The following is a 25353-nucleotide window of genomic DNA, read 5'->3' on the forward strand; positions in this document are numbered from 1 at the left end:
CATCCAGCCTGCAGATAATCCACTTAAAACTTGCATTCTGTTGCTTTAAAAACAAAATTCTCTACCAAACTGCTTCCAAAGCAATATTTTTTCTTTGAACTATATTTCGCGTATAATCATCAATCCTACGCTCGATTTCTGGACGAAAATTACGTATCAATCCCTGTATAGGCCATGCGGCTGCATCACCGAGTGCGCAAATAGTATGTCCTTCAACCTGTTGAGATACTTCAAATAAAAGATCAATCTCTCGTTTTTGTGCTCTTCCTTCAACCATACGTCCCAAAAGACGCATCATCCAACCCGTACCCTCACGACACGGTGTACACTGCCCACAACTTTCATGCTTAAAAAAAGCCGCTATACGCCAAATTGCCTTGATAATATCGGTCGATTTATCCATAACAATCACACCACCTGTACCAAAAGAAGATCCGACATCTCGCATCCCATCAAAATCCATGATCGCATCAATCATATCCTCACCACGAACGACTGGACAAGAAGCACCTCCTGGAATAACTGCTAAAAGATTATTCCATCCGCCACGAATACCGCCTGTATGTTTTTCAATTAATTCACGGAATGAAACACCAAGAGCCTCTTCAAATGTACAAGGTGCATCAACATGCCCAGAAACCATGAACAATTTCGTTCCAACATTATTTGCACGTCCAATTGAAGAAAACCACGAAGCGCCCCGACGCAAAATCGTTGGAACAACAGCTATGGATTCTACATTATTTACTGTTGTTGGACAGCCATAAATTCCCATATTTGCAGGAAATGGCGGCTTAAGTCGAGGTTGTCCCTTTTTTCCTTCAAGACTTTCAAGAAGAGCCGTTTCTTCGCCACAAATATAAGCACCTGCACCATGATGAATAATAATATCGCAGGCATGCCCATATTTTGTTTTTTTGCCAAGTAAGCCCGCATCATAACATTCATCGACAGCAGCTTGAAGCGCCTCACGCTCACGAATATATTCACCACGAATATAAATAAAAGCGACATTTGCTCCCATCGCAAAAGTAGCAAGTGCACACCCTTCAATTAAAGTATGAGGATCATGTCGTAAAATATCACGGTCTTTACATGTTCCAGGTTCTGATTCATCTGCATTTACAACCAAATAATGGGGACGACCATCACTCTCTTTAGGCATAAAAGACCACTTCATTCCGGTAGGAAAACCAGCGCCACCACGACCACGCAAACCAGATGCCTTCATTTCATCAATGATCCAGTCACGGCCTTTTTCGATAATTCCCTTAGTATCATCCCAATGCCCACGCGACATTGCAGCTTTTAATGATTTATCTTTTAAACCATAAATATTGGTGAAAATGCGATCTTTATCTGCCAGCATACCCCACCTTCTTTTCTATAGCCCATAACATTGTTAGCATTTCCTCAAACGCAATTCTTAAACAACTTCTCGAAAGTTTTTATTTTAATCAGATGTTGCTTTAATGGATATAATAATAAATAACCTCTCAAGAAAAATATTTATTACGCTCCTATTTTCTCATCACTCTTTTTATTCTTCGGAAATTTGAGTGATTTCTTTTTTTCTTCATCCGTATCAATAAGAGAAGTTAAACCACTAATCGGTTCCGATGATTTACGACTACTTTGCGGACCAACTTCTATCTCAGATCCCTTACCTGCTTCAAATGCATCAATAATCTCTTCAAGACGCTCAGCTGTAAGATCTTCATAAGTATCTTTAAAAATCATAACCATTGGAGCATTCACACAAGCACCAAGGCATTCCACTTCTTCCCACGATAACGTTCCATCTCGATTAGTAACAAAAGGCTCATGATGAATTTTTTTCTGGCAAACTTTAATCAACTCACCAGAACCACGTAACATACAAGGAGTTGTACCACAAACCTGAATATGTGCTCTTGTTCCAACTGGTTGAAGCTGAAACTGAGTGTAAAAAGTCGCAACCTCTAGAACACGAATATAAGCCATAGAAAGAATCTGAGCAATATGTTCAATCGCGGCGCGTGTCACCCAACCATCTTGCTCTTGAGCACGCATTAATAATGGAATTACAGCAGACTGCTCACGCCCTACAGGATACTTTTCTATGGTATTTTTGACCCATATCTGATTTTCTTTTGTGAAAGAAAACTCAGCGGGTTGGTAAATATCATCTGCAAGACGGCGCACGGACATTAGCGATCAACCTCCCCAAAAACAATATCAATCGATCCCAAAATAGCTGTAGCATCTGCCAGCATATGACCTCGTGTTAAAAAATTCATGGCTTGAAGATGTGCAAAGCCAGGAGCACGCAACTTGACACGATAAGGTTTATTAGTCCCGTCAGAAATAAGGTAAACCCCAAACTCACCCTTCGGAGCTTCCACAGCAACATATACTTCACCAGGAGGAGTATGAAAACCTTCTGTATAAAGTTTAAAATGATGAATAAGCGCTTCCATAGAACTTTTCATTTCGCATCGCTTTGGTGGCACAATTTTGCGATCTAAACTCGAAACTGGTCCATTTTTTTCAGTACTCAGTAAGCGATTCACACATTGGCGCATAATTTTCGCTGATTGGCGCATTTCTTCCATACGAATCAAATAACGATCATAACAATCACTATTTTTACCTACAGGAATATCAAAATCCATTTCATCATAACATTCATAAGGTTGACTTTTACGCAAATCCCATGGTACGCCGGCTCCGCGAATCATAACCCCAGAAAAACCACGTGCCCAAGCTTCATCAATACTCACTACGCCAATATCCACGTTACGCTGCTTAAAAATTCGATTTGGCGTCACGAGTGCATCCAGTTTACTAAGAGCAATAAGAAACGGATCAATAAAATTACCAATATCCTCAATTAAAGATTCTGGTAAGTCTTGATGCACACCACCAGGACGAAAATAATTTGCATGAAGGCGTGCACCACATGCACGCTCATAAAAAATCATCAATCTTTCACGTTGCTCGAATCCCCAAAGTGGTGGAGTCAAAGCACCAACATCCATTGCCTGCGTTGTTACATTAAGCAAATGATTAAGTATACGCCCAATTTCAGAAAACAAAACACGTATTAACTGCCCTCGCTTGGGAACCTCAACACCTAATAATTTTTCAATAGCAAGCACAAAAGCATGCTCCTGATTCATAGGAGCAACATAATCTAAACGATCTAGATAAGGAACAGCTTGAAGGTAAGTTTTTGTTTCCATTAATTTTTCGGTACCGCGATGCAATAATCCAATATGCGGATCTACACGTTCAACAACTTCACCATCCAATTCCAAAACCATGCGCAAAACCCCATGCGCAGCAGGATGCTGCGGTCCAAAGTTGATATTAAAGTTTCGAACATTGACCTCAGCCACAACCAACCCCTTATTTTTCGATTTTTCAAAAAAACTTCATATCGAATGTTAAGAAAAACTCTTATCATACTAGAAATAATTAATTATTTTAAAATTACATTACTCTCACATGAAACCTTATGAGCTCCAATATTATTTTTTGACATCTACTTTTTCATCACACGGCAACACATATTCTCCTCCTTCCCAAGGAGAAAGAAAATCAAAACTGCGCATCTCTTGACGCAAAACAACTGGTTCATAAATCACCTTTTTTGCTTCATTATCATAGCGACATTCAACAAATCCTGTCACAGGGAAATCTTTGCGCAAAGGATGCCCTTCAAATCCATAGTCGGTTAAAATCCGTCTTAAATCGGGATGACCTGAAAATAAAATTCCATACATATCGTACGTCTCACGTTCATACCACTCTGCTCCAGGATAAATCGAGCAAACAGAAGCAACGGGAGTATTTTCATCCGTACGAACCTTCACACGTAAACGTAAATTCTCGCGAGGAGATAATAACTGGTAAGAAACATCAAAGCGTTTATCACGAGAAGGATAATCAACACCACTAATGTCTGTAATATTAATAAACTGACAGCGAGAATCATCACGAACAAACATTAAAACATCCGTAATCGCATCAAGACGCGATATAAGAGTTAATTCACCAAATGCAAGAATAGTCTCTTCAAGCTTATCCCCTAACTTGTTTTTCAAATAGTTAGCAAGTTCAACTAATGATTCATTCATCATACATAAAGCCCCCTATCGCTCTATAGAACCAGTACGACGGATTTTTTTCTGCAACAATAATATACCATATAGCAATGCTTCTGCCGTAGGAGGACACCCTGGAACATAAATATCCACAGGCACAATACGGTCACACCCACGAACAACTGAATAAGAATAATGATAATACCCCCCACCATTCGCACATGATCCCATAGAAATCACATAACGCGGCTCTGGCATTTGATCATACACTTTCCTTAAAGCAGGTGCCATCTTATTTGTTAAAGTACCCGCTACCACCATCACATCTGATTGGCGGGGTGAAGCGCGTGGCGCATATCCAAAACGCTCATTATCATAATGAGGCATTGAGCACTGCATCATTTCGATAGCACAACAAGCCAAACCAAAACTCATCCACATCAAAGAACCAGTACGCGCCCAAGTAATCAAAGCATCTGCCGAGGTAACTAAAAAGCCTTTATCCGATAATTGAGCATTAATATCACGGAAGAATTTATCGTCAGAACCTATCAACTCACCTGTATTTGGATTAATAACCCCTTTCGAGTTTGGAGCAGTAATCGTTGAATTGTTAGATATTAATCCCATTCAAGAGCTCCTTTTTTCCATTCATATATAAACCCAATTGTCAAAAGCGCTAAAAACATAATCATCGACCAAAAGCCGAACATACCCATTGAGCCAAATGAAACTGCCCAAGGAAAAAGAAAAGCAACCTCAAGGTCAAAAATAATAAACAAAATCGATACTAAATAAAAACGAATATCAAACTTCATGCGCGCATCATCAAACGAATTAAACCCACATTCATAAGCCGATAATTTTTCAGGATCAGGAGAGCGATAAGCCACGATGTAAGGCATAATTAAAAGAACTCCAGCAATAACTGCTGAAACAATAATAAAGATCAAAACCGGTAAATAAGAGCTCAATAAATGAGTCATAATCCTCTTCCACCTTAACGAAATGATCTGAATTAACCTAACCACTCCGCATTGTTAAATCAAATAAGTAATTACAATAACCACTCTGTTAATTCCGCTCGTACTGCTTGAAGGGCATATCGAGCGATGCTTTTCTTATCGGCATAGGTAACGCAGAGCAAATAAAGACGCAAGCCCTCTTCTTATAAAAAACTACATAAAAAGCGGGAGAATCTAAATTCTAATTGAAACATTTTAAAAGCTAACACTCCAACGGCTATATAGCTTAACCATAAGATATCTTCGTTCAAAATAGAAGTCTCATGAAGGAGTTGCGAAATGGCGCGAGTGACGGGGCTCGAACCCGCGACCTCCGGCGTGACAGGCCAGCACTCTAACCAACTGAGCTACACCCGCGCACTTCTTTCGAACCAATTCATTATTGGTATAAGCGGTCGTGTAAGCGGTTCATTCGTTTATGTCAAGCAGGCTTATGCATTTTTTTAAAAAAATCATCAAACACTATCTTTATTCTTGCGTTTGTAAAAATTTTTCCTTAAAGAAGGCCTACTCAATTGCTGATCATTGCATTGGGCGATTAGCTCAGCTGGTAGAGCGCCTCGTTTACACCGAGGATGTCGGGAGTTCGAGTCTCTCATCGCCCACCATTTAGCTTTGTGTATCTATTAAGTTTTTTATTCCACGTATCTTTTTTGAAGTGAGAAATGCACAAATAAAAGTGAGGGAATAGGGTTTTTTACATTTCTCTACAAAACTTGTCTCTTTTCTCCAAGTTTCTCTATTAATTTTTTAAGTTTTGCTAAATCCTGTTTTAAAAGACTATGCAAATTTCTAATAAACGTTCCATCAATTTCATGCTTAAATGAATCAAAAGGATTTATTATAAAATTCTTACGAAAAATACCTGCCCTCTTCTCAAGAGAGAAGCAGTCTCTTCATCTAAAAAATAGAATTCAATGATCTTTTCTTCCATACCAACTGGCACAAGTTTTTTGCCAATCTCTACAGAAGATAAAAATGGTATAGATATGTCTAATTTTCAGCCATATCTAAAAAACGTTCAGAATGATCAATGCGAAGTTTGCATAAGGTTTTACTAAATAGTGTTAACATCTAAAATCCTGTTAGAAGAATAAATATACATTGTGATTCTAACAAAAATTTTTAGATTTTAGTTAGTCATTATTTTTAACGTGTGGAGATATTGTCCACTACCTCTATACAAAAACGGTTATCAAGCATATACTATATCTATTATGGTGAGAAATTATTAATTTTTATCAAAAATAGTGCGTTAATATCATCATAAAATTTAAATATTACAATGAGATATATAAATTAGGAATGTATTAGTGTACTCATGCTTGTCAATCTTAATGCTATCATTCGCGATCTTTCTCCAAAAACGAATATCGTTACAGTTCTTAAGAATCTATCGTTAACTCTATACAAGCTCATGCAACAAAAATTGATATTTTATTCCAACTTTATGGCAATGCAGATTTGTGGAATAATCAACTAGTTTGTTCTATAAGCGTTTTCGATAATGGAAATGGGGTTTACATAGAACAAAAATAGCATGATGGTTAGACAATTGCCCCTAATTTCTGGAAAACAATTATCAAATGCTTTTTCTCCTGAACTCATCAGTATTGCTCTTGAATTAACCCTTATTTGTATCCTAGTGTGTTTTTCTTTTTCTTCAAATTATAAAATTTAAGTGCATAGAAACAAATAACAAGCAAAACAATCCAACTAATACCTATAATCAAAACTGGCCGCGTATCATCGAAAAACCACAATAAAATAAAAATAAAAATCATAAACAAAATAGAAAAAATTGGTCCTATGGGCCAAAATGGAATTGGAAATTTTAAACCACACTGTACTTCTCTAGACATTTTTAGCCGCATAAAAATTTGCGAAAGCAGAATCATCATCCAAACGAAAACCGTTGCAAATGTTGCCATTGCTGCAATGAGAAAAAAAAGCCCTTCATGGTAAAAATAATTAAGAACAACTCCAAGAAGAAATATGATAAAGATCAGTAAAATAACAAGAATTGGTATACCGTTTTTTGATAAATACTGAAACTTTTTTAAAGCATAACCTTCCTGCGATAACCCATGTATCATGCGACAAGCACCATACATTCCACTGTTCATCGCTGAGATAGCCGCAGTAACAACAACAATATTCAGAATATTTGCTGCGGATGAAATTCCAAGGTTTTCAAAAATTGAAACAAAAGGACTGTCCATAAGGCCAATTTCATGCCAAGGATAAAGTGACATTAAAATAGCTAACGTCATGATATAAAATAGTAAAATACGAAACGGAGTAGAATTAATTGCCTTTGAGATGGTTTGAAGAGGATTTTGTACTTCCATCACTGCCATCCCTATGATTTCTATGCCACCAAAAGCAAAAACAACAACACTAAAACAAGCTAAAAAACCAAACCATCCATTGGGAAAAATACCACCATTTTCCCACAAGTTTCGAATACTAACGGTGGAAGAATTTGTACTTGTATTCCAACCACATAAAATTATTGCTATCCCTAAAACGATCATCGCAATGATAGCAATAATTTTAATGGAAGATAGCAAGAACTCCAGTTCACCATATACCTCTACTGCTGCTAAATTAATCCCTGTAATGATCAGTGTAATGCTGAGTGCCCATATCCAAGGTGCAACATCAGGATACCAAAACCCCATATAAGTCGCAAAAGCTGTGATATCAGCTAAACCAACAAGAATCATCTCAAATACATATGTCCATCCCGTTAAAAAACCAGCTAACGGTGATATATAATTTGCAGCATAACGCGCAAAAGAACCGGACAGCGGATTATGAATTATCATTTCACCGAGAGCTCGCATAACCATAAAAATAGCTAAACCAGCAATACAGTAAGCAATCAAAACACTTGGACCAGCAAGCTTAATAGCTTGTGCAGAGCCGTAAAAAAGACCTGTTCCAATAGCAGAGCCAAGGGCTAAAAAAATAACTTGGCGCTTACTCATACCTCGTTTCAGTTCATTTGTTACCATTTTTTTCTTTCTTAACTGAAATGTTAATAAAATCTATAACCACAACACCAACTCTATGATAAATAAAGCCTCATGTTTCTCTCCCAAATATATTTAAAAAAAGGCGGTGCACAATGGCGCGACAAACACTCCACCTTAGGCAATAAAAAATATTTCTATTACAAATTATTTAGCTATTTTTATGGACTACCATTTTATATCATTTTATTAAAATTAAGTGGTAATAATTTTTTTATAATTGTTATGTGATTCATTTTTATATCTTCTATTTGTCTGCAAAAATAGAGGATTTAATGCAATATTAATCCCATGCTTTCTTTTCATTTTATTGAAATAGAAGCTTAGAAATCTGTACCGCTATATTTGAGAACGAGTGCGTTAAAGTTTTTATTATTTCTTTAAACAAACTCTCTCTTACTTTTTTAGCTCACAACAATCACAAATTATACACGATAGCGCATGAACTAACTTTTTAATATCAATTTAATAGCTTAATCAGTGATAAAGTGAAGCTCGCCAATCTTCAAAAGCTTGAGAAAGTGCAGCCCCAGCCCATCTCTTAAGAACTCCAACCGCCTTAAACGCAAGTCTTCCCAAAAAAAGAACTATTGCGGTAAAAATAATCTTATCAACTTTTTTTCCGATAATAGACCTGCCACTTTCTCTAGCATTTTGCCCTAAGCTACCAATGACAAATATCTTTGTCGCCTGAACAATGGTATCTTTCTCTTGGGCAGCCATGGCAATGAAAATACCTTCTTGAGATCTAGTTCTCCAAAGATTTGCATGAACCTCGACAATTTGTGAAAAACAAAAAATAACTGTCATTAAAATATACAATGTATGATTTTTAAACATGTTTTCCTCTTTGCTTTCGATTCAAAATACAAAAAGTAACTCTGAAATATCATAAAACATCGTAAAAACAAAAGAAACATACAACAAAACTCTTAATTTCACTGAATACGACACATATAAGCCATTTTTTATAAATGGTAAAATTATATAAGAATATGATCTATAATTTATAAATTTACGGAAGATAGTCCCAAAATGGCAGTCTAAAAATTCCCCAAAGTAGTTCTCCCAATATTCATTTTCATAAGCTTGGTTGATAATCGGATCATCATGAAACATAATATTAAGAAGATAATTGGACCCAAACACCCTATAGATATCAGCAAATAAATGAGTACATATTTATTTAATTATATCATTACTTTCCTCAATTTTGTAGAAATAAGTTCAAGAATTAACTGTCCCTCCTTCCACATTGAATTCAAAATAAATATTATCTAAGTTCTAGTTGAGGGAAAATTGTTTCCGGTATAACGGATAATAAATATCCTTCACGCACAAGAATATATCCTTTATGAAGATCTGGAGCCATATAGCGATCCCCTTTAAGAGTATCAACATTTTTACGCAAATGCTCCATAACAGACTGTAAGAAGGAGCTTGTTTTTAAAGGCGCACGGTATTCAATTCCTTGTGCTGCAATAAGTGTTTCAATGCCGATAATATTAAAAAGGTTTTCACTCATTGCTAATAATCGGCGAGCGCCATGACAAGCCATTGAAACGTGATCTTCCTGATTTGCAGAAGTTGGTGTTGAATCAACAGAAGCAGGATGTGCCATTTGTTTATTTTCAGCCATTAAAGCAGCTGCAGTTACTTCAGCAATCATAAAGCCTGAATTAAGACCCGCATTTTGCGCTAGAAAAGCTGGAAGTCCATAAGAAACTGCTGGATCGACCATAAGAGCAATACGTCTTTGAGAAATAGAGCCTATTTCACATAAAGCAAGTGCAATCTGATCAGCAGCAAATGCTACAGGTTCAGCATGAAAATTTCCACCTGACACAACCTCCCCATTCCTTAAAATCAATGGATTATCTGTAACTGCATTCGCTTCAATAATGAGTGTTTTTGCTGCTGCGATAAGAATATCAAAACATGCTCCAATGACCTGTGGTTGGCAACGTATACAGTAAGGATCCTGTACACGATTATCACCACGTAAATGTGCAGCCCGAATTTCTGAATCCTCTAAAAGCTTTTTTAATGTTTGTGATACAGAAATCTGCCCATAATGGCCCCGTAAAATATGGATGTCAGGATGAAACGGTGCTGTTGACCCCATAATGGCATCTGTTGTCAATGCCCCTGCAAGAAGTCCACCACACAATGCTCGATGACTATGAAAAAGACCAGCAAGAGCAAGTGCTGTCGATGTTTGAGTGCCATTGATAAGGGCTAGTCCTTCTTTTGCTTCTAAAATAATAGGGGACAATCCTGCTTTCTCTAAAGCTGCTGCTCCACTCATGCGAATGTTTTGAAAGAATGCTTCTCCCTCTCCCATCATAACAGCAGCCATATGAGCAAGCGGCGCAAGATCACCTGATGCACCAACAGATCCCTTTTCAGGGATGACAGGAATAACGCCTTTTGCAAGCATATTTTCTAGCAAATATATCAACTCTAAACGAACACCAGAAGCCCCTCGCCCTAAAGAAAGAAGCTTTAAGGTCATCATCAAACGCACAACATTTTCCGTTAAAGGTTCTCCCACACCACAACAATGTGATAAAATAAGATTTCTTTGTAAAATAGCTACATCGTTTGTCCCAATTTTAATCGAAGCCAATTTACCAAAACCAGTATTGATGCCATAAACTGGCTCACTTCCAGCAGCAATTTCAGCAATACGCTCTGCTCCTTTTTTGATAGCTAAATGCGTGTTACTGTGAAGTTTACTCACCTCACCATGGAAATAAATAGCTTCAAGTTCATTAAGCGTTACCTCACCCGGTTTTATTATAATAGTCATAATTTTCTTTCTTGTTTATTTAAAGTATAATACTTAGCACTATTGAACCTTTCTATAAAACAGAAAAGGTATGGCTGCTCTCTAGAAGGCTTAAAATCAAATAAATAAACTTTTCTTATTCTTTAATTTATAATGATCATTTGCCTTTTTTAGCGTCACTTTATAAGCTTACACATTCCTTCACAGCTTGAAGTGAGATCCGCTTTTTGTTGCTTAAGGAGTCTTTTGTGTATTTTCTGTATCATTTCCCCTCAATATAATAAAAAATATATTAAATTTATATTATTAAAATATAAATATAAAAAAATTACTGTATTTATACATAATATAAATATTACTTTAATTATAGTTAAATATAAGTTAAAATAAATAATCATTGATATATATTAATATAATAAAACAATCACCCATAATACGTATTGAAGCATCGTATCTTTTTTATGTTTTAACGTTATTGTAATGCACTAGGGTATATAATCTAAATAAATACGATAAGCTTTACATAAAATATATGAATATTACTATAATACTTATAAAATAGGACAATAGTTAGTTTTGGAGATATAACGTGACGTTGCGAATTAGTCCTCCAAAATTTGATATTTCAAAGCTCATGCAATACGATACGATTTTCTTACTTAGCAGTATCTAAAAAACCTTTCATTATAGCAAAATCTGGTGCTTAAATACGTAGAAAATTTTTGAGAGAGCATTAACTGTCTATAAGAACTCTATGTTCTTTACTGCTTCTTGCATGGCTTTACAGTCAACGGTTATTTTTTAAATTCACTGCTCAAAACTGTTTGAAACCGTATTTATAAAACACCTTCATAATAGAACTTGGCAAGCCTTTTGCATACAAATTAGTTATTTCTTACCTGTAATACTGTTGCATAGCATCATATTGTTCTTGAATGTGATCACCTTGTAAACAAAGTCATCTGTTATAGGTACTAACAAGCGGTTTTAATGTCTTGCATGGTTAAAGAGAAGTGCTTAGCATAATGTTTCTATTATCAACTATGTCATGGAGTCGCAAAAATATAGATTGATACTGCTTTACGAATAATTTTCATAAAACATTTTCTTAAGCGGATAATAAAAAACGTCTTCACTCTGTTTACAGAAAGAAGTTAAGACATTCGAAATGCAGTTCTTAGATTTTAATCCATTAATGAAGTAAAAAGAAAAAATGGCTTTACATAATCAATTCTTCCATAGCGCACTGTTCTCTTTACCTCAATATTCAAAGTACTCAAAAAAAGGACTCTATAAACAACAAGAAACTTTATTCTTCTAAAATCATTTGCTTATTCTGTATATAACTTAACCAGCACCCCCAATAACTTAATAAAAATAGCTTTGTCTTTTCTAAGCAATACTACCATAACAATAATACGAGAAAGAACTGAAAAGTTTGGTGCACCCGACAGAATTCGAATCTGTGACCTCTGCCTTCGGAGGGCAGCGCTCTATCCAGCTGAGCTACGGGTGCTTAAAACTGAACAGTGATCTTTTAACTGATCACACTCTCAGCTTCAATGATGAATTATCATTCTTAAAAAAAAATACTCGTTTATGGTTTATGTCACTATACAATCTTTTCGTCCCATCTTGCTATGATACATAACTTACACAGATTACTTTTCGTGCATAATCCATTTCCTTACCAAAACGGTTCTTTATAGACAGCTTCAAAATTTTTCAAAAATACGCTAGAAAACTAAGTTGCAAATATCAGGATAATTCTTAATGACCACATTACCAAACCGCTTTCATTTCATTTCCGCTGAAACTAAAGAAGCCATAAAAGCTACTCATAAATTAATTTCCGTTTACGGTCATTCTTCTCTAGAAGAAGCTGACGTTGTTGTTGCAATCGGTGGCGATGGAACAATGTTACAAACAGTCCGGGATGTTATGAACACCGGAAAACCTATTTACGGCATGAATCAAGGCTCTGTAGGATTCCTTATGAATGAATTCCATGAACAAAAATTGCCAAGCCGTATTGCTGCCGCACATAAAAAAGAAATTCATCCCCTACGCATGATTGCAGAAGCTGAATGTCAAGGAACTATTGAAGCACTAGCTATCAATGAAGTCTCCCTCTTTCGTCAATCTTATCAAGCAGCTAAAATTCGTATTAGTATTGATGACAACGTACGCATGGAACAATTAAGTTGCGATGGTATTCTTGTTGCCACACCAGCAGGATCTACGGCTTATAATTTATCAGCACAAGGACCTATTTTGCCCCTCATGGCCCCACTGATGGCACTCACTCCCGTTAGTCCTTTCCGTCCTCGGCGCTGGCATGGAGCATTACTTCCTAATACGGCAACAGTACGCTTGGATATGCTTGAACCTGACAAACGTCCCGTAAATGCTGCAGCCGATAATGTTGAGGTCAAATCTGTCCATTCAGTTATTATTTCAACAGCAACAGAAGTAACAGCCTCAATCCTTTTTGACTCTAATCATTCGTGGGACGAGCGTATTTTATCAGAACAATTTCGCTATTAATTATTGTATTATGCTTTCTATACGTATATGGCTGTTATAGTTGACTTTTTTATGAAAGCGCCTTAACCCTCTAAAATAGTGTAGAATACTTAATCTCACAAATAGTTTGGATAGCGAGATTAAAATCGCAGAGCAATTGATAAAAATGATGCCACCTTTAAATAGTTTCGATGATTTAGGTCTTTCCGCAAAGGTTATTAAAGCGGTAAAATCAGCGGGATATACAGTTCCAACGCCTATTCAGAGTGGGACGATTCCCCACGTACTTCAAAGAAAAGACGTTCTAGGAATCGCTCAAACAGGAACGGGGAAAACAGCTTCTTTCGTTTTGCCTATGCTCACACTACTTGAAAAAGGCCGCGCGAGAGCGCGTATGCCCCGTACTCTTATATTAGAACCAACACGGGAACTTGCGGCTCAAGTTGAAGAAAATTTCGATAAATACGGAATAAATCATCGCCTAAATGTTGCACTTTTAATTGGTGGTGTTTCTTTTGATCACCAAGATCGTAAACTTGAACGAGGAGCTGATGTTCTTATAGCAACACCAGGCCGCCTTCTTGATCATTTTGAACGCGGTAAATTGCTCCTAATGGGTGTTGAAATTCTTGTTATTGATGAAGCTGATCGCATGCTGGATATGGGTTTTATTCCTGATATTGAACGTATCTGTAAACTAACCCCCTTTACGCGTCAAACTTTGTTCTTTTCTGCAACAATGGCGCCAGAAATTACCAAACTAACAAAACAGTTTTTACATTCTCCTGTATCTGTTGAAGTTACAAAAGCATCTTCAACAGCCACTACAATTACACAGAGACTCGTCAAATCTGGAAATAAGGCCTGGGATAAAAGAGCTGTTTTGCGAGAACTTATCCACAATGAAGGCAATGAGCTTAAAAATGCTATTATTTTTTGCAATCGAAAGAGGGATATCTCTGAACTTTTTAGGTCTCTCGTCAGACATCATTTTAGTGTAGGCGCCCTTCATGGAGATATGGACCAATATTCGCGCACAAATACATTAGCCGATTTTAAAAATAATAAACTCACACTTCTTGTTGCTTCTGATGTTGCTGCCCGTGGACTCGATATCCCAGCTGTCAGCCATGTTTTTAACTATGATGTTCCTACACATGCTGAAGACTATATTCATCGAATTGGTCGTACAGGACGTGCAAATCGTAGTGGAAAAGCTTTTACGATCGTCACAAAAGATGACCAAAAATATATCAACGCCATTGAAGAAATGAGCAACGAAAAAATTGAATGGCTCAATGGAGATCTCTCTACTTTAACGACTGATGATCAAGAAGACCACATTGTTTTAAAGAAAAGATCTCCAAAACCATCAAAGAAGATTACTCAAAAAGAGTGCGTTGTTCAAACTCAAAAATCCTTAAAAAATGATAAAGTAGATTGCGTTCAAGCCACAAATAATAAAGTAAAACCATCTGAGCAGTATAACCCTCGAAAAAATAAGGATTTGTCTCCTCTTGGATTTGGGGATGATATCCCAGCATTTATGCTCATAAAAACCCGCACTTAAACTGGTAACTTACTCTCCTTGAAGTGTCAATCTTTCTACTACTTTCTCACGTCCTAAGAGCTGCAAAAGCTTTCCCATTTCAGGTCCATGATCCATTCCAGTAAGCGCCTGACGTAATGGCATAAACAAAGCTTTTCCGCTACGACCTGTTTTTTCTTTTAATGCCGTTGTCCAAACTTTCCAACTTTCATCATTCAATGCGCCTTCAGGCAAGAAATTGAGTGATTGACACACGAATGCACGATCTTCAAGCGCCACTGTATCAAAGTTCTTTGGTTCGTCATGAATCATTTTCCACCAAAAGACAGCATCATTTACTTTGTCAATATTGCCTCTCATCGCATTCCAAAAACACTCCGCCTTATCGCCATCAATAGAAAGACTTTTAAGTCGTGTTTTAACTTCCGCATAGGTTAACTCATGCACAAGATGACGATTTAAAGCAAAAAGATCAGTAGTATCAAATTTTGCAACTGATTTTGACGTATCTTGCAGATTAAAATGCTCTAAAAGTGCTACTTGATTGGGATATGGATGCACATTTTGTGATGTCCCAATCAAAACAGCGAGGCATTGAACAGCAATAGATTCAAACCCTTCCGCCCGTAGAGAGCGAATAGAAAGATCATTGTTACGTTTTGAAAACCCTTTTCCTAAAACCGTAGACAATAAATTAATATGGCCAAAAACTGGCAATTCTGCATTGAGTGCTTTAAAAAGAGCAATCTGAGCGCCTGTATTTGTAATGTGATCGTCCCCACGAATGATATGAGTAATGGCCATATCTATATCATCAACGACGGAAGGCAATGTATAAAGGTAGCTTCCATCTTCACGAATTAAAACAGGATCTGAAAGAGAGGCTAAATCAATCGCCTGTTTTCCTTTTACCGCATCATTCCAGCAAATTTCTGTTCTCCTTGTTTGCAAAGGATCATTTGCAAAATTAGGGAGAAGAAAACGCCAATGAGGTTTCCGACCTTGCAATTCAAATGCTTTTTTATTTTCTGGTGTTAATTTCAATGCAGCGCGATCATAAATAGGGGGTAATTTGCGAGAAAGTTGGATTTTACGGCGCCGATCTAATTCTTCCGCGGTCTCATAACAGGGATAAAGAAGACCACGTTGTTTTAGAGTTTCCGCAACTTCATCATATCGACTAAACCGTTTAGATTGATAATAAATCTCATCTGGTTGAATACCAAGCCATTCAAGATCAACTGCAATAGCATCAATATATTCCTGTTTAGAGCGTTCAACATCTGTATCATCGTAACGCAAAATAAAAGCTCCCTTATGCGCTTGCGCATAAAGCCAGTTGAACAGGGCACTACGGGTATTGCCAATATGAATATAACCTGTTGGAGAGGGTGCAAAACGGACTTTTATCATAAAATAATGCTCAAATTTTATCACGAAACCGATTTACAATGGGATAACGACGATCACGTCCGAAGTTTTTATAACTGATTTTTACGCCGGGAGCAGATTGTCGTCTTTTGTATTCGGCACCATAAAGAAGATGTTCTATTTTCTCAACTGTTTCGCGTAAATATCCACGTTTAACAATATCACAGATACTCATGTCATTTTCTACAAGAAATTGCAAGATATCATCTAAAACAGGATAAGGCGGAAGAGTGTCTTCATCTTTTTGATTTTCCCGAAGCTCCGCAGAAGGTGCTTTTTCTATAATATTGGGTGGAATTACAATCCCTTCTGGCCCCAACAAATTTTGCAAGTGATTGTTATTACGCCACTTCGCTAATGCATAGACCTGCGTTTTATAAATGTCTTTAATAGGATTAAACCCTCCGTTCATATCACCATAGAGTGTTGCATATCCCACAGCCATTTCCGACTTATTACCTGTTGTTACCACCATTGAGCCAAATTTATTTGAAAGGGCCATCAAGATAGTACCGCGTATACGACTTTGAAGATTTTCTTCTGTCACATCAGATGGCAACCCTAAAAAAATAGGTGCCATTGTCCTCAAAAAAGCCTCAACAGGTTGTACAATTGGTATTACTTCATAGTGACATCCTAAAAAACGTGCACACTCTTTAGCATCTTTCAATGACTCTTGTGACGTATAATGATAGGGCATCATTATGGTGCGAACCCTCTCAGCTCCAAGAGCATCCACTGCTATTGCCGTACAAAGAGCTGAATCAATTCCTCCTGAAAGACCAAGAATAACATCCTTAAAACGGTTTTTATTGACGTAATCTCTCAAACCCAAAACACAGGCTTGATAATCAGCAGCTAATCCATTAAGAAGATTTTCATTCGGGCCAGAAATACATTGCCATCCTGTCGTTTTTCTCTGCCAATGACTTAAAGCAATATGGCTTTCAAAATGTTTCATTTGAAACACCATTTTTCCTTGCCCATTTAGTGCAAAAGATCCCCCGTCAAAAACGAGCTCATCCTGCCCCCCAACAGGATTAGCATAAATAATCGGTATGCCAGATTGAAGCACTTGCGCATGAACAACTTCTATACGCTTTAATGTTTTATTACGATAATAAGGAGAACCATTAAGAACGAGAATGATCTCAGCTCCTTTATAGCCAAGCTTTGCACACAAAGAAGAATCATTCCAAATATCTTCACAAATCACTATTCCTAGTTCTATCCCGTGATAGACAATTGGCTCAGGGTATGAACCGGGGGAAAATAGTCGTTTTTCGTCAAATTCAGCATAATTAGGTAAATCAAACTTGAAGCTTTCAGCAACCATTTGTCCTTCATCAAGAATCATAACACCATTGTAAATGTTATCATTACGCCTGAGAGGAAGACCCATTACAATTCCTGGCCCCCCTACTGTTATCTTTGCTAATTCCTTAACAGTATCTTCACATGTTTTTATAAAAGCAGGCTTTAAAACAAGATCTTCCGGCGGATAAGCACTTATAAAAAGCTCAGTGAATAAAACAAGATCAGCACCTTCTTCTTTAGCCGTTTGATGCGCCATAACAGCAAGAGAATAATTTCCTTCAATATCACCGACGACAGGATTTAATTGGGCAACTGCTACCCGAAAATCATTTTTCATAAGTCTTTATATCATTTCAACAGGTTGACAACCACAACTTTATTTTAATTATTGAAAACACTTCTTTTTCAAAAAGCTCTTCTCCCATAAACACCTAAAATGGAATATGATGGAGTTTTTTATCTAACCATTTGCAGCAAGAGCCAATGAATCAGTATTACGATTTTTCTTAAGAAGTTCTGCAACAAGAAAAGCTAGTTCTAACGCTTGATCTGCATTTAATCGCGGGTCACACTGGGTATGATAACGATTAGACAAATCTTCTACAGAAATAGCATGTGCCCCACCTGTACATTCTGTTACATCACGACCAGTCATTTCAATATGAATGCCCCCTGGATAAGTTCCCTCTCCATAATGTACTGAAAAAAATCTCTCTACCTCCTTTAGTACATAATCAAAGGGGCGCGTTTTATAACCATTTACAGTAACCGTATTGCCATGCATTGGATCACACGACCATGTAACTTTACGCTTCTCGCGCTCAACTGCTTGGATCAATTTAGGAAGATAATTCTCAACCTTATCATAACCAAAACGCGTAATGAGCGTCAATCGCCCCGCTTCGTTTTCAGGGTTTAAAATATCAATCAATCTCAAAAGCTCATCGGGCTCAATGGAAGGACCACACTTTAACCCAAGTGGATTTTTGATACCGCGGCAATATTCAACATGCGCATGATCAATCTGACGTGTACGATCACCAATCCATAACATATGACCAGACGTTGCATACCAATCTCCAGAAGTCGAATCAATCCGTGTCAAAGCCTCTTCATAGCCAAGCAAAAGCGCTTCATGACTGGTATAAAAAGATGTTTCACGTAATGAAGAATTTGTTTTGGACGTAATCCCTATGGAACGCATAAAATCAATCGCTTCCGAAATACGCTCTGCCAACAACTCATAACGCTCTCCCTGCGGGCTGTTAGAAACAAAACTCAACATCCATGCATGAACATTTTCTAAATCTGCATATCCCCCTTGTGAAAAAGCACGCAATAGATTCAGTGTTGCTGCAGATTGGCGATAAGCCATAGACATTCGTTGTGGATCAGGAATACGAGAATCCGTGCTAAATTCAATACCATTAATAATATCCCCCCGATAAGAAGGAAGCTCAACTCCTCCTTTGCTTTCCATATCGGAAGAGCGTGGCTTTGCAAACTGTCCTGCGATGCGACCGATTTTAACAACGGGTTTAGAACTGCCAAAAGTTAAAACAATCGCCATTTGCAAAAATACGCGAAAAAAATCGCGAATATTATCAGCTTCATGTTCTGCAAAGCTTTCTGCACAATCTCCACCTTGTAATAAAAAAGCCTGACCTTGTGCAACAGCTGCTAATTTATTTTGCAAATCACGTGCTTCACCTGCAAAAACCAAAGGAGGATAACTACGTAGCTTTCGTTCAACATCCGCTAACACAGATTTATCCGGATAAATCGGAACTTGTTTAATTGCTCTTTCTCTCCAAGAGTCAGGCGCCCATTCTTTTATCATTGCACTCTCTCCAGAGCTTAAAATCATAGCTTATCGTACTAAAACTCGCTCACTTACCACAATATGTGCTGTTTAATCTTCTACTTTCTTTCCATTTTCATAGATGTAACTTGGTTTATACATCGTCACCAATTCCTCTGCCATAGTTGGATGTACTGCCATAGTTTCATCAAAGACATCTTTCGTCAGCTTCCCCTTGAGAGATATGCCAATTAGCTGCGCTATCTCACCAGCGTTCTCCCCTAAAATATGAGCACCCACAACAATACGACTTTCACCATCAACAATAAGCTTCATAAACATTTTTTCCGAGCTCTCGGAAAGAACATTGCGCATAGAACGAAAAACCGTACGATAAATTTCAAGACGCTTATAACGATGTAACGCATCTTCTTCTGAAAGACCTACCGTTCCAATCTCAGGCTGTGAAAAAACCGCCGTCGTAATTAAATCATAATCAGGTGTAGTGGGTATATTCTCAAATGCAGTCTTAACAAAACATATTGCATCATGAATCGCAACAGGCGTCAATTGAATATGACCCGTTACATCACCCACAGCCCAAATGTGGGGGACACTTGTTGTCATTCTTTCATCAACAACAACTGCACCAAACTCATTCACTTTAACGCCTGCCCGCTCAAGTCCTAAACCCATTGTATTTGGTACGCGCCCCGTAGCTAACATAACTTGATCAGTACTGATCATTTGCCCACTAGATAAAACAAGATTATAACAATTTCCTGTAGCTTGCACTTTGGAAACTGTCTCTCCATAAATAATAGAAATCCCTTTTTCAACCATTGCATCATTAAGCAGCTGTCGCAAATCATAGTCAAAGTTACGAAGAATTAAATCACCACGATGGAGGAGCGTTGTTTTCACACCTAATTCATGAAAAATATTAGCGAATTCAACACCAATATACCCGCCACCAACAATTACTATTGATTTTGGGAGTTTTTCAAGGTCAAAAATTTCATTGGAAGTAAGGCACAAATCATTGCCCTTTATTGTAGCGTTTGACGCAATTTTTGCACCCGTTGCGATTAAAATTTTTTCCGCAGTTATCCGTTCACCTGTTACAGGAAGCTCTAATGTATGATCATCCACAAAGACAGCACGATTTTCATAAATATGAACATTATTATTTTGCAGTCCTTGGCGATAAAGTCCTTCTAATCTTGATATTTCTTTATTTTTAGCTGCAACTAATTTTTCCCAGCTAAAAATTGGTTCAGCATATTTCCAACCAAAACCAACGCTTTTACGGAACTCTTTTGCATATTGTGAGGCATAAACATACAATTTCTTAGGAACACAACCGCGAATAACACAAGTACCTCCTATACGATATTCCTCTGCTATAGCGACACGCTTACCAAGCCCTCCAGCAAGGCGTGCTGCACGAACCCCACCAGAACCGCTTCCAATAACGAATAAATCAAAATCAAAAGAACCCACGAACTATTCCTTCTCATACATCTACAATAATAAGCTATGATCGTTTATTATCAAATGAAAACCTTTTTGTTTTCAATTTTATTTTCAAGCAGCATTTTTATAAAGCAATAATCCTAAAAAGACCTGTTTCTATTAAAAACGGCGGGGTCACCGCCGACTTTTATAATAAATTAAAAAATCCCACACTCTTATAATGATATCAATCAAACTATTTGTGATTTTCTGAAGATCCCGATTTCATAGGCGTAGCAGAGTTATTTAAATGAAGCGTTTCAGACATCTCTTTTTTCACATTTTTTATAAGATCCTGCATAAGAGCAGAACGCCACGTATCAAATGTAGAGTAAGCATCACGCGCAATATTTGGAACTTCTGTCAAAAACTTTTTACCGGTATCAGAACTATAGAATGCCGTGATTGCATCAAGTTCTTCTTGAGTAAAATATTTTGCATATACATGAGCAATCTCTTTTTCTAAATCAGAGCGCCGTTTAGCCAAAGCAAGCGCCTGTTTATCAACAATATCAGAAATAGAAGTTGCCAAATTGGGATCATCGCTGATCAATTCATTTTTAAAATCATGTGCCGCATTCGGTAAAAAGCTATCAAATTGATCAGTTGCACGAATAGCGCCGATAGCCTTTCTTGCCGAATTTAAATGCTGTTCGCTCACGCCTTGAGCACAAGCCATCCCAATATTGACTACCAAAACGGCAGCTACACCACAATACGCTACAAAACGCTGAAAAGAAAATATTGTTTTCATTTAATGATTACCCCGATGACTAATTATAATCCAAATTCGTTATTTTATCCAAAACCTTCAATACCCTTTTTTATTGTGCTAGCATATCCTCATGTAAATTGTCTTCTCTAAAATTAAACGGTTCTAAAACTTTTATTTGTCCATCAGCCATCGCTATAATTGCACGCGAAGCCAATCCCAAAAAAAGACCATGCTCAACAACACCAGGAATAGCAAGGAGTGCATCCGATAATAGTTTTGGCTGCAAAATACACCCCCAAGATGCATCAAAAATGAAATGTCCACCATCTGTTTCAAAAGGAGTTTCTCCATTCATGCGTAATGCAATTTCTCCAGAAAGACCTAAATCATCGGCTACTTTTTTGATAGCTCTGCGTGTAGTATGCATACCAAACGGATTAACTTCAATCGGCAATGCAAAAGCACCAAGCCTTTTTACCATCTTTGTTTCATCAGCAATAATAAGCATTGCACGAGAAGCCGATGCTACAATTTTTTCATGTAACAGCGCGCCCCCTCCCCCTTTAATAAGAGTCATTTCTGGACCAATTTCATCAGCCCCATCGATATCAAGATCTAGTTCAGGTATCTGTTCTAAAGTACTGATAGGCACCCCAAATTTACGACAGAGTTGCTCAGAATATAATGAAGTAGAAACACCAGTCACACGAAGACCATCTCCAACACGCCCACCTAGAAGGCGAATAAATTCATTTACTGTCGAACCAGTTCCTATACCAAGCCGCATACCATCTTCAACAAATTCAAGCGCTTTAACAGCCGCCATTTTTTTTAACTGCTGAACATTCATGAATTACTTCACCTTTTACCAATCAGTGTTATCGATTACAAATTGATAACAAAAATTAATCTATTGCCTCTGCCTCAATCTGCCATAAATTCATTCGTTACCTTTTTAATTGAAGAAGTGTTAATGATTATAAGAATATATGATAATAATAAAATAGAATAATTAACAATTTTATCTTTTTATAAAACTCATTGACATTTTCCATATCAAATAAGCATTTTTAGCTTCTCTTTCACTATCAATGAGGTGCACCCATAAAAGGCCTCTACAAAATTATAAATTGTTCAGGATATCAACAAATCGTCTGTTTTGAAAAACTATAAACCATTGGGATATCTGTATCGGAAAAATGTGCCTATAATTTCCTGTTTTGTTGTTGCTCTATCATGAAGAAGGATCGAGAATACGATAAGTTATACAGTTCTTGTGAATGTTGCCTGTGTATATTCCAAGGTCTATAAAACCCCATAGAAGACCAAATAATATCACCACTTTTGGTCATCATAACACTCCCTCGTGATAACAATTGTTGGGGAGTAAATATTATTTTTGTCTTCTTGTTGCATGTTTGATTACTCATTACAAATGTCTTAATCATGATATCTGCCTCTATGCATTGATCTATTTCTCCATGCAAGACAACCACTCTTAATCCATTTTCTAATAAGGACGCACAAACATGATTATCACAAACGAACTGCTCATGAAACGAAGGACCATATTTCGTTGGTTTTATCATCTCATTCACACGAAATGATTTTTCCAATATGGAAGTCGTGAATTTAGAAATATAGTAACGATCAATATATAATTTCTTTTCATTAACAACCCCCACGAGTCTCATATTATCGGCTATAATGAGTTGTATAGGTGAATGCACTAAGCAAACATAAATACCAGCTAAGATAAAAAGACAAAAAAAGTACCTGATGGATGTTTTAAAAAAAATTAGCCCAACCAAACCTATACTCAATAAAACCAACGCAGATAACGGCATAAATCCAGGATTCAACTCAGGAGAAATGGCTTTTATAGCGTGAGCAATTTTTATCACAAGATCAACACCAAAACCCATAATTTGAAGCGGTAACCATTCAAGCCCCCAAAACATTGCAAGGACTGCGATTAATCCAAAAGGTATAATGAGCATTGATACTATTGGCAGAGCTAACGCATTACTGATAATGCTAAGAGTTGCAATATTGGAAAAATGATAAGCAGCATAAATTCCACTGGCAGCGCCCGCCACAAATGAAGATGCACATGTTGAAAGTATCGTTAAGAGTACAAAACGAATCATTCCACCTCCAACGTAAGATGGTGTTGTTTTCCTTTTACGAAAAAGTGAGCCCCCGCTCCACCAATCAAAAGACGCAATCAAAGCTGCCGTTGCAGAAAAAGACATTTGAAAGCTGGGACCTAATATTTCATGCGGCGTAACAGCAAGGGTTATCAGACCTGCAATAGCAAAATTACGTATTGTTACAGCAGAACGATTACACAATACGGCAATCAACATAACAGCAATCATCACAAAACTTCTCTTTGCTGATACAGCGGCACCAGAGAGTATCAAATAAAAAGCTGTCATCATTAATGCCGCAATGGCAGCGAATTTTTTAGCAGAATAATAGGATGAAAAAACTGGGAAAAGTGCTAAAAAACTGCGAATACACACAAGAACTATGCCACTCAACAGAGCCATATGCAAACCTGATATTGATAAAATGTGCGCTAATCCAACCTTACGCAATGCTTCATTTGTATCATTTGAAATACCACCCCGCTGTCCCGTTATAAGAGCAGCCGCAACACTCCCTTTTTCTTGGTCAATTGCCATACGGATTCTCTGTGTCATGTTCGTCCGTAAATTTTCAATTTTCTGTTGGACTATACTTAATATTTTATCCGACTGTAAAACTGATATTTTTATTGGTTTTCCTAAATAAACTCCCTGAGCACCAATTCCTTTAAAATAATTATGGAAACTAAAATCGTAGCCTCCTGGACGTACCGGCCCAGATAACGCACGAATCTTGACTTTCCCATATAGGCCATCACCAATTGCTAATCCATAGGGTAAATACCTTGCTGACAAACGAATACGATGAGGAGTATGGTGTAATATTGGCTTTTGTGTACTCAAAACATCTAGAACTAAACGAAATCCCCCTTTTTGCCTTGAATCAATAGAAACAATCCTTCCTGTTAATGTGGTGACAATGTCTCTACTCAACATTGTTGTAGATACACGCCACGTTTCTATTTTTGCGGCCAAAGCACCCAATACAATACAAAACAGAAATCCCGCGGTAATCCATACTTTCCGATAAAAACGTGAAATATGGAGTATTCCAAGAAAGATGCTAACCAACACACCAAATTGTCCCCAACTTGGCTCTCTCTCCACACTAAAATAATAAATGATGCCTATGGAAAAAAAGATTAAAATCAATGAAAAAAGAATTCCAAAAGAGATTTCTTTGTTTATGCAATCTACCAACCATTTCCAGAAAAAAGTTATTGCTTCTTTTAAAAGTGTAAATAAAAATAGCTTTTTCCCGGTACAATTGTTGTTATTTGTATCATAATGCGTAGAAAAAGCATCCCGCCCTATCAGACTTGATTTTTTTCTTTCTATCACACCACTTATGGATAAAGCATCCTTAACTTTATTTTGATTAAACATCCGCAAATCCCCACTTTA

At 37.1% G+C, this 25353-nt stretch carries 18 protein-coding genes, 3 tRNA genes and 1 pseudogene; 3 read left to right on the plus strand and 19 right to left on the minus strand.

The features are described from left to right. Positions 1–61: 61 nt before the first annotated feature. The 7 genes from nuoF to LBE40_RS03785 all read right to left on the minus strand — a co-directional run bounded on the left by nuoF (position 62) and on the right by LBE40_RS03785 (position 5470). Positions 62–1369, minus strand: coding sequence for an NADH-quinone oxidoreductase subunit NuoF (gene nuoF / locus LBE40_RS03755; RefSeq protein WP_004860055.1), 1308 nt, complete (start codon positions 1367–1369; stop codon positions 62–64). Between the two features lie 143 nt (positions 1370–1512). Next, positions 1513–2190 carry an NADH-quinone oxidoreductase subunit NuoE gene (gene nuoE / locus LBE40_RS03760; protein ID WP_004860058.1) on the minus strand — a complete coding sequence of 226 codons (678 nt, stop codon included), beginning with the start codon at positions 2188–2190 and terminating at the stop codon, positions 1513–1515. Further along, a complete protein-coding gene (locus LBE40_RS03765; protein WP_004860060.1) occupies positions 2190–3380 on the minus strand; it encodes an NADH-quinone oxidoreductase subunit D in 1191 nt (396 codons plus the stop codon). Before LBE40_RS03765 ends, nuoE begins: the two co-directional genes overlap by 1 nt. 132 nt (positions 3381–3512) lie before the next feature. Further along, complete coding sequence (locus LBE40_RS03770) at positions 3513–4121, minus strand: NADH-quinone oxidoreductase subunit C (RefSeq protein ID WP_040297037.1); 609 nt, start codon at positions 4119–4121, stop codon at positions 3513–3515. A 15-nt stretch (positions 4122–4136) separates the two neighbouring features. Continuing rightward, complete coding sequence (locus tag LBE40_RS03775) at positions 4137–4718, minus strand: NuoB/complex I 20 kDa subunit family protein (RefSeq protein WP_004860064.1); 582 nt, start codon at positions 4716–4718, stop codon at positions 4137–4139. After that, the gene (locus LBE40_RS03780; RefSeq protein WP_004860066.1) at positions 4709–5074 is read right to left on the minus strand and encodes an NADH-quinone oxidoreductase subunit A; all 366 of its coding nucleotides are present in this window, start codon (positions 5072–5074) and stop codon (positions 4709–4711) included. The genes LBE40_RS03775 and LBE40_RS03780 overlap by 10 nt, the downstream gene beginning before the upstream one ends. Before the next feature lie 319 nt (positions 5075–5393). Further along, positions 5394–5470 (minus strand) — tRNA-Asp (locus LBE40_RS03785). Between the two features lie 175 nt (positions 5471–5645). Here LBE40_RS03785 and LBE40_RS03790 point away from each other — a divergent pair. Continuing rightward, positions 5646–5721 (plus strand) — tRNA-Val (locus tag LBE40_RS03790). Between the two features lie 99 nt (positions 5722–5820). Here LBE40_RS03790 and LBE40_RS03795 read toward each other — a convergent pair. The 5 genes and pseudogenes from LBE40_RS03795 to LBE40_RS03815 all read right to left on the minus strand — a co-directional run bounded on the left by LBE40_RS03795 (position 5821) and on the right by LBE40_RS03815 (position 12458). Continuing rightward, positions 5821–6187: pseudogene (locus tag LBE40_RS03795) on the minus strand (XRE family transcriptional regulator). Positions 6188–6744: 557 nt separating this feature from the next. Next, complete coding sequence (locus LBE40_RS03800; RefSeq protein WP_004860068.1) at positions 6745–8133, minus strand: amino acid permease; 1389 nt, start codon at positions 8131–8133, stop codon at positions 6745–6747. 495 nt (positions 8134–8628) lie between these two features. Beyond that, entirely contained in the window at positions 8629–8991 is a 363-nt protein-coding gene (locus LBE40_RS03805) for a hypothetical protein (RefSeq protein WP_004860071.1), read from the minus strand. Between the two features lie 433 nt (positions 8992–9424). Further along, on the minus strand, positions 9425–10963 hold the full coding sequence (gene hutH, locus LBE40_RS03810; RefSeq protein ID WP_004860073.1) for a histidine ammonia-lyase: 1539 nt from the start codon (positions 10961–10963) through the stop codon (positions 9425–9427). A gap of 1418 nt (positions 10964–12381) precedes the next feature. After that, positions 12382–12458, minus strand: a tRNA-Arg gene (locus tag LBE40_RS03815). A gap of 257 nt (positions 12459–12715) precedes the next feature. On the opposite strand from LBE40_RS03815, the gene LBE40_RS03820 reads away from it, so the two are divergent. Beyond that, the gene (locus LBE40_RS03820) at positions 12716–13489 is read left to right on the plus strand and encodes an NAD kinase (protein WP_004860075.1); all 774 of its coding nucleotides are present in this window, start codon (positions 12716–12718) and stop codon (positions 13487–13489) included. 145 nt (positions 13490–13634) lie between these two features. Continuing rightward, positions 13635–15038 carry a DEAD/DEAH box helicase gene (locus LBE40_RS03825; RefSeq protein ID WP_004860076.1) on the plus strand — a complete coding sequence of 468 codons (1404 nt, stop codon included), beginning with the start codon at positions 13635–13637 and terminating at the stop codon, positions 15036–15038. A gap of 9 nt (positions 15039–15047) precedes the next feature. Here LBE40_RS03825 and gltX read toward each other — a convergent pair whose 3' ends face one another. From gltX to LBE40_RS03860, 7 genes are all read right to left on the minus strand, one after another. After that, positions 15048–16430, minus strand: a complete 1383-nt coding sequence (gene gltX / locus LBE40_RS03830; RefSeq protein ID WP_004860078.1) for a glutamate--tRNA ligase — start codon at positions 16428–16430, stop codon at positions 15048–15050. A 10-nt stretch (positions 16431–16440) separates the two neighbouring features. Beyond that, positions 16441–18102, minus strand: coding sequence for an NAD+ synthase (locus LBE40_RS03835; protein ID WP_004860080.1), 1662 nt, complete (start codon positions 18100–18102; stop codon positions 16441–16443). 123 nt (positions 18103–18225) lie between these two features. After that, positions 18226–19605 carry a class II 3-deoxy-7-phosphoheptulonate synthase gene (locus LBE40_RS03840; protein WP_004860082.1) on the minus strand — a complete coding sequence of 460 codons (1380 nt, stop codon included), beginning with the start codon at positions 19603–19605 and terminating at the stop codon, positions 18226–18228. A gap of 72 nt (positions 19606–19677) precedes the next feature. After that, positions 19678–21069 carry a glutathione-disulfide reductase gene (gene gor / locus LBE40_RS03845; protein ID WP_004860084.1) on the minus strand — a complete coding sequence of 464 codons (1392 nt, stop codon included), beginning with the start codon at positions 21067–21069 and terminating at the stop codon, positions 19678–19680. 208 nt (positions 21070–21277) lie between these two features. Next, positions 21278–21835 carry a DUF2059 domain-containing protein gene (locus tag LBE40_RS03850; RefSeq protein ID WP_004860085.1) on the minus strand — a complete coding sequence of 186 codons (558 nt, stop codon included), beginning with the start codon at positions 21833–21835 and terminating at the stop codon, positions 21278–21280. Between the two features lie 70 nt (positions 21836–21905). Next, positions 21906–22646, minus strand: coding sequence for a ribose-5-phosphate isomerase RpiA (gene rpiA / locus LBE40_RS03855; RefSeq protein WP_004860087.1), 741 nt, complete (start codon positions 22644–22646; stop codon positions 21906–21908). Between the two features lie 355 nt (positions 22647–23001). Then, positions 23002–25335, minus strand: coding sequence for a ComEC/Rec2 family competence protein (locus LBE40_RS03860; RefSeq protein ID WP_004860090.1), 2334 nt, complete (start codon positions 25333–25335; stop codon positions 23002–23004). Between the last annotated feature and the right edge of the window lie 18 nt (positions 25336–25353).

The organism is Bartonella taylorii (assembly GCF_023920105.1).
Lineage (GTDB): Bacteria > Pseudomonadota > Alphaproteobacteria > Rhizobiales > Rhizobiaceae > Bartonella > Bartonella taylorii.

Coding starts and splice junctions, on each gene's coding strand:
- nuoF (WP_004860055.1), bottom strand. CDS start 1,369: ATGCTGGCAGATAAAGATCGCATTTTCACCAATATTTATGGTTTAAAA.
- nuoE (WP_004860058.1), bottom strand. CDS start 2,190: ATGTCCGTGCGCCGTCTTGCAGATGATATTTACCAACCCGCTGAGTTT.
- LBE40_RS03770 (WP_040297037.1), bottom strand. CDS start 4,121: ATGAATGAATCATTAGTTGAACTTGCTAACTATTTGAAAAACAAGTTA.
- LBE40_RS03775 (WP_004860064.1), bottom strand. CDS start 4,718: ATGGGATTAATATCTAACAATTCAACGATTACTGCTCCAAACTCGAAA.
- LBE40_RS03780 (WP_004860066.1), bottom strand. CDS start 5,074: ATGACTCATTTATTGAGCTCTTATTTACCGGTTTTGATCTTTATTATT.
- LBE40_RS03800 (WP_004860068.1), bottom strand. CDS start 8,133: ATGGTAACAAATGAACTGAAACGAGGTATGAGTAAGCGCCAAGTTATT.
- LBE40_RS03805 (WP_004860071.1), bottom strand. CDS start 8,991: ATGTTTAAAAATCATACATTGTATATTTTAATGACAGTTATTTTTTGT.
- hutH (WP_004860073.1), bottom strand. CDS start 10,963: ATGACTATTATAATAAAACCGGGTGAGGTAACGCTTAATGAACTTGAA.
- LBE40_RS03820 (WP_004860075.1), top strand. CDS start 12,716: ATGACCACATTACCAAACCGCTTTCATTTCATTTCCGCTGAAACTAAA.
- LBE40_RS03825 (WP_004860076.1), top strand. CDS start 13,635: ATGATGCCACCTTTAAATAGTTTCGATGATTTAGGTCTTTCCGCAAAG.
- gltX (WP_004860078.1), bottom strand. CDS start 16,430: ATGATAAAAGTCCGTTTTGCACCCTCTCCAACAGGTTATATTCATATT.
- LBE40_RS03835 (WP_004860080.1), bottom strand. CDS start 18,102: ATGAAAAATGATTTTCGGGTAGCAGTTGCCCAATTAAATCCTGTCGTC.
- LBE40_RS03840 (WP_004860082.1), bottom strand. CDS start 19,605: ATGATAAAAGAATGGGCGCCTGACTCTTGGAGAGAAAGAGCAATTAAA.
- LBE40_RS03850 (WP_004860085.1), bottom strand. CDS start 21,835: ATGAAAACAATATTTTCTTTTCAGCGTTTTGTAGCGTATTGTGGTGTA.
- rpiA (WP_004860087.1), bottom strand. CDS start 22,646: ATGAATGTTCAGCAGTTAAAAAAAATGGCGGCTGTTAAAGCGCTTGAA.
- LBE40_RS03860 (WP_004860090.1), bottom strand. CDS start 25,335: ATGTTTAATCAAAATAAAGTTAAGGATGCTTTATCCATAAGTGGTGTG.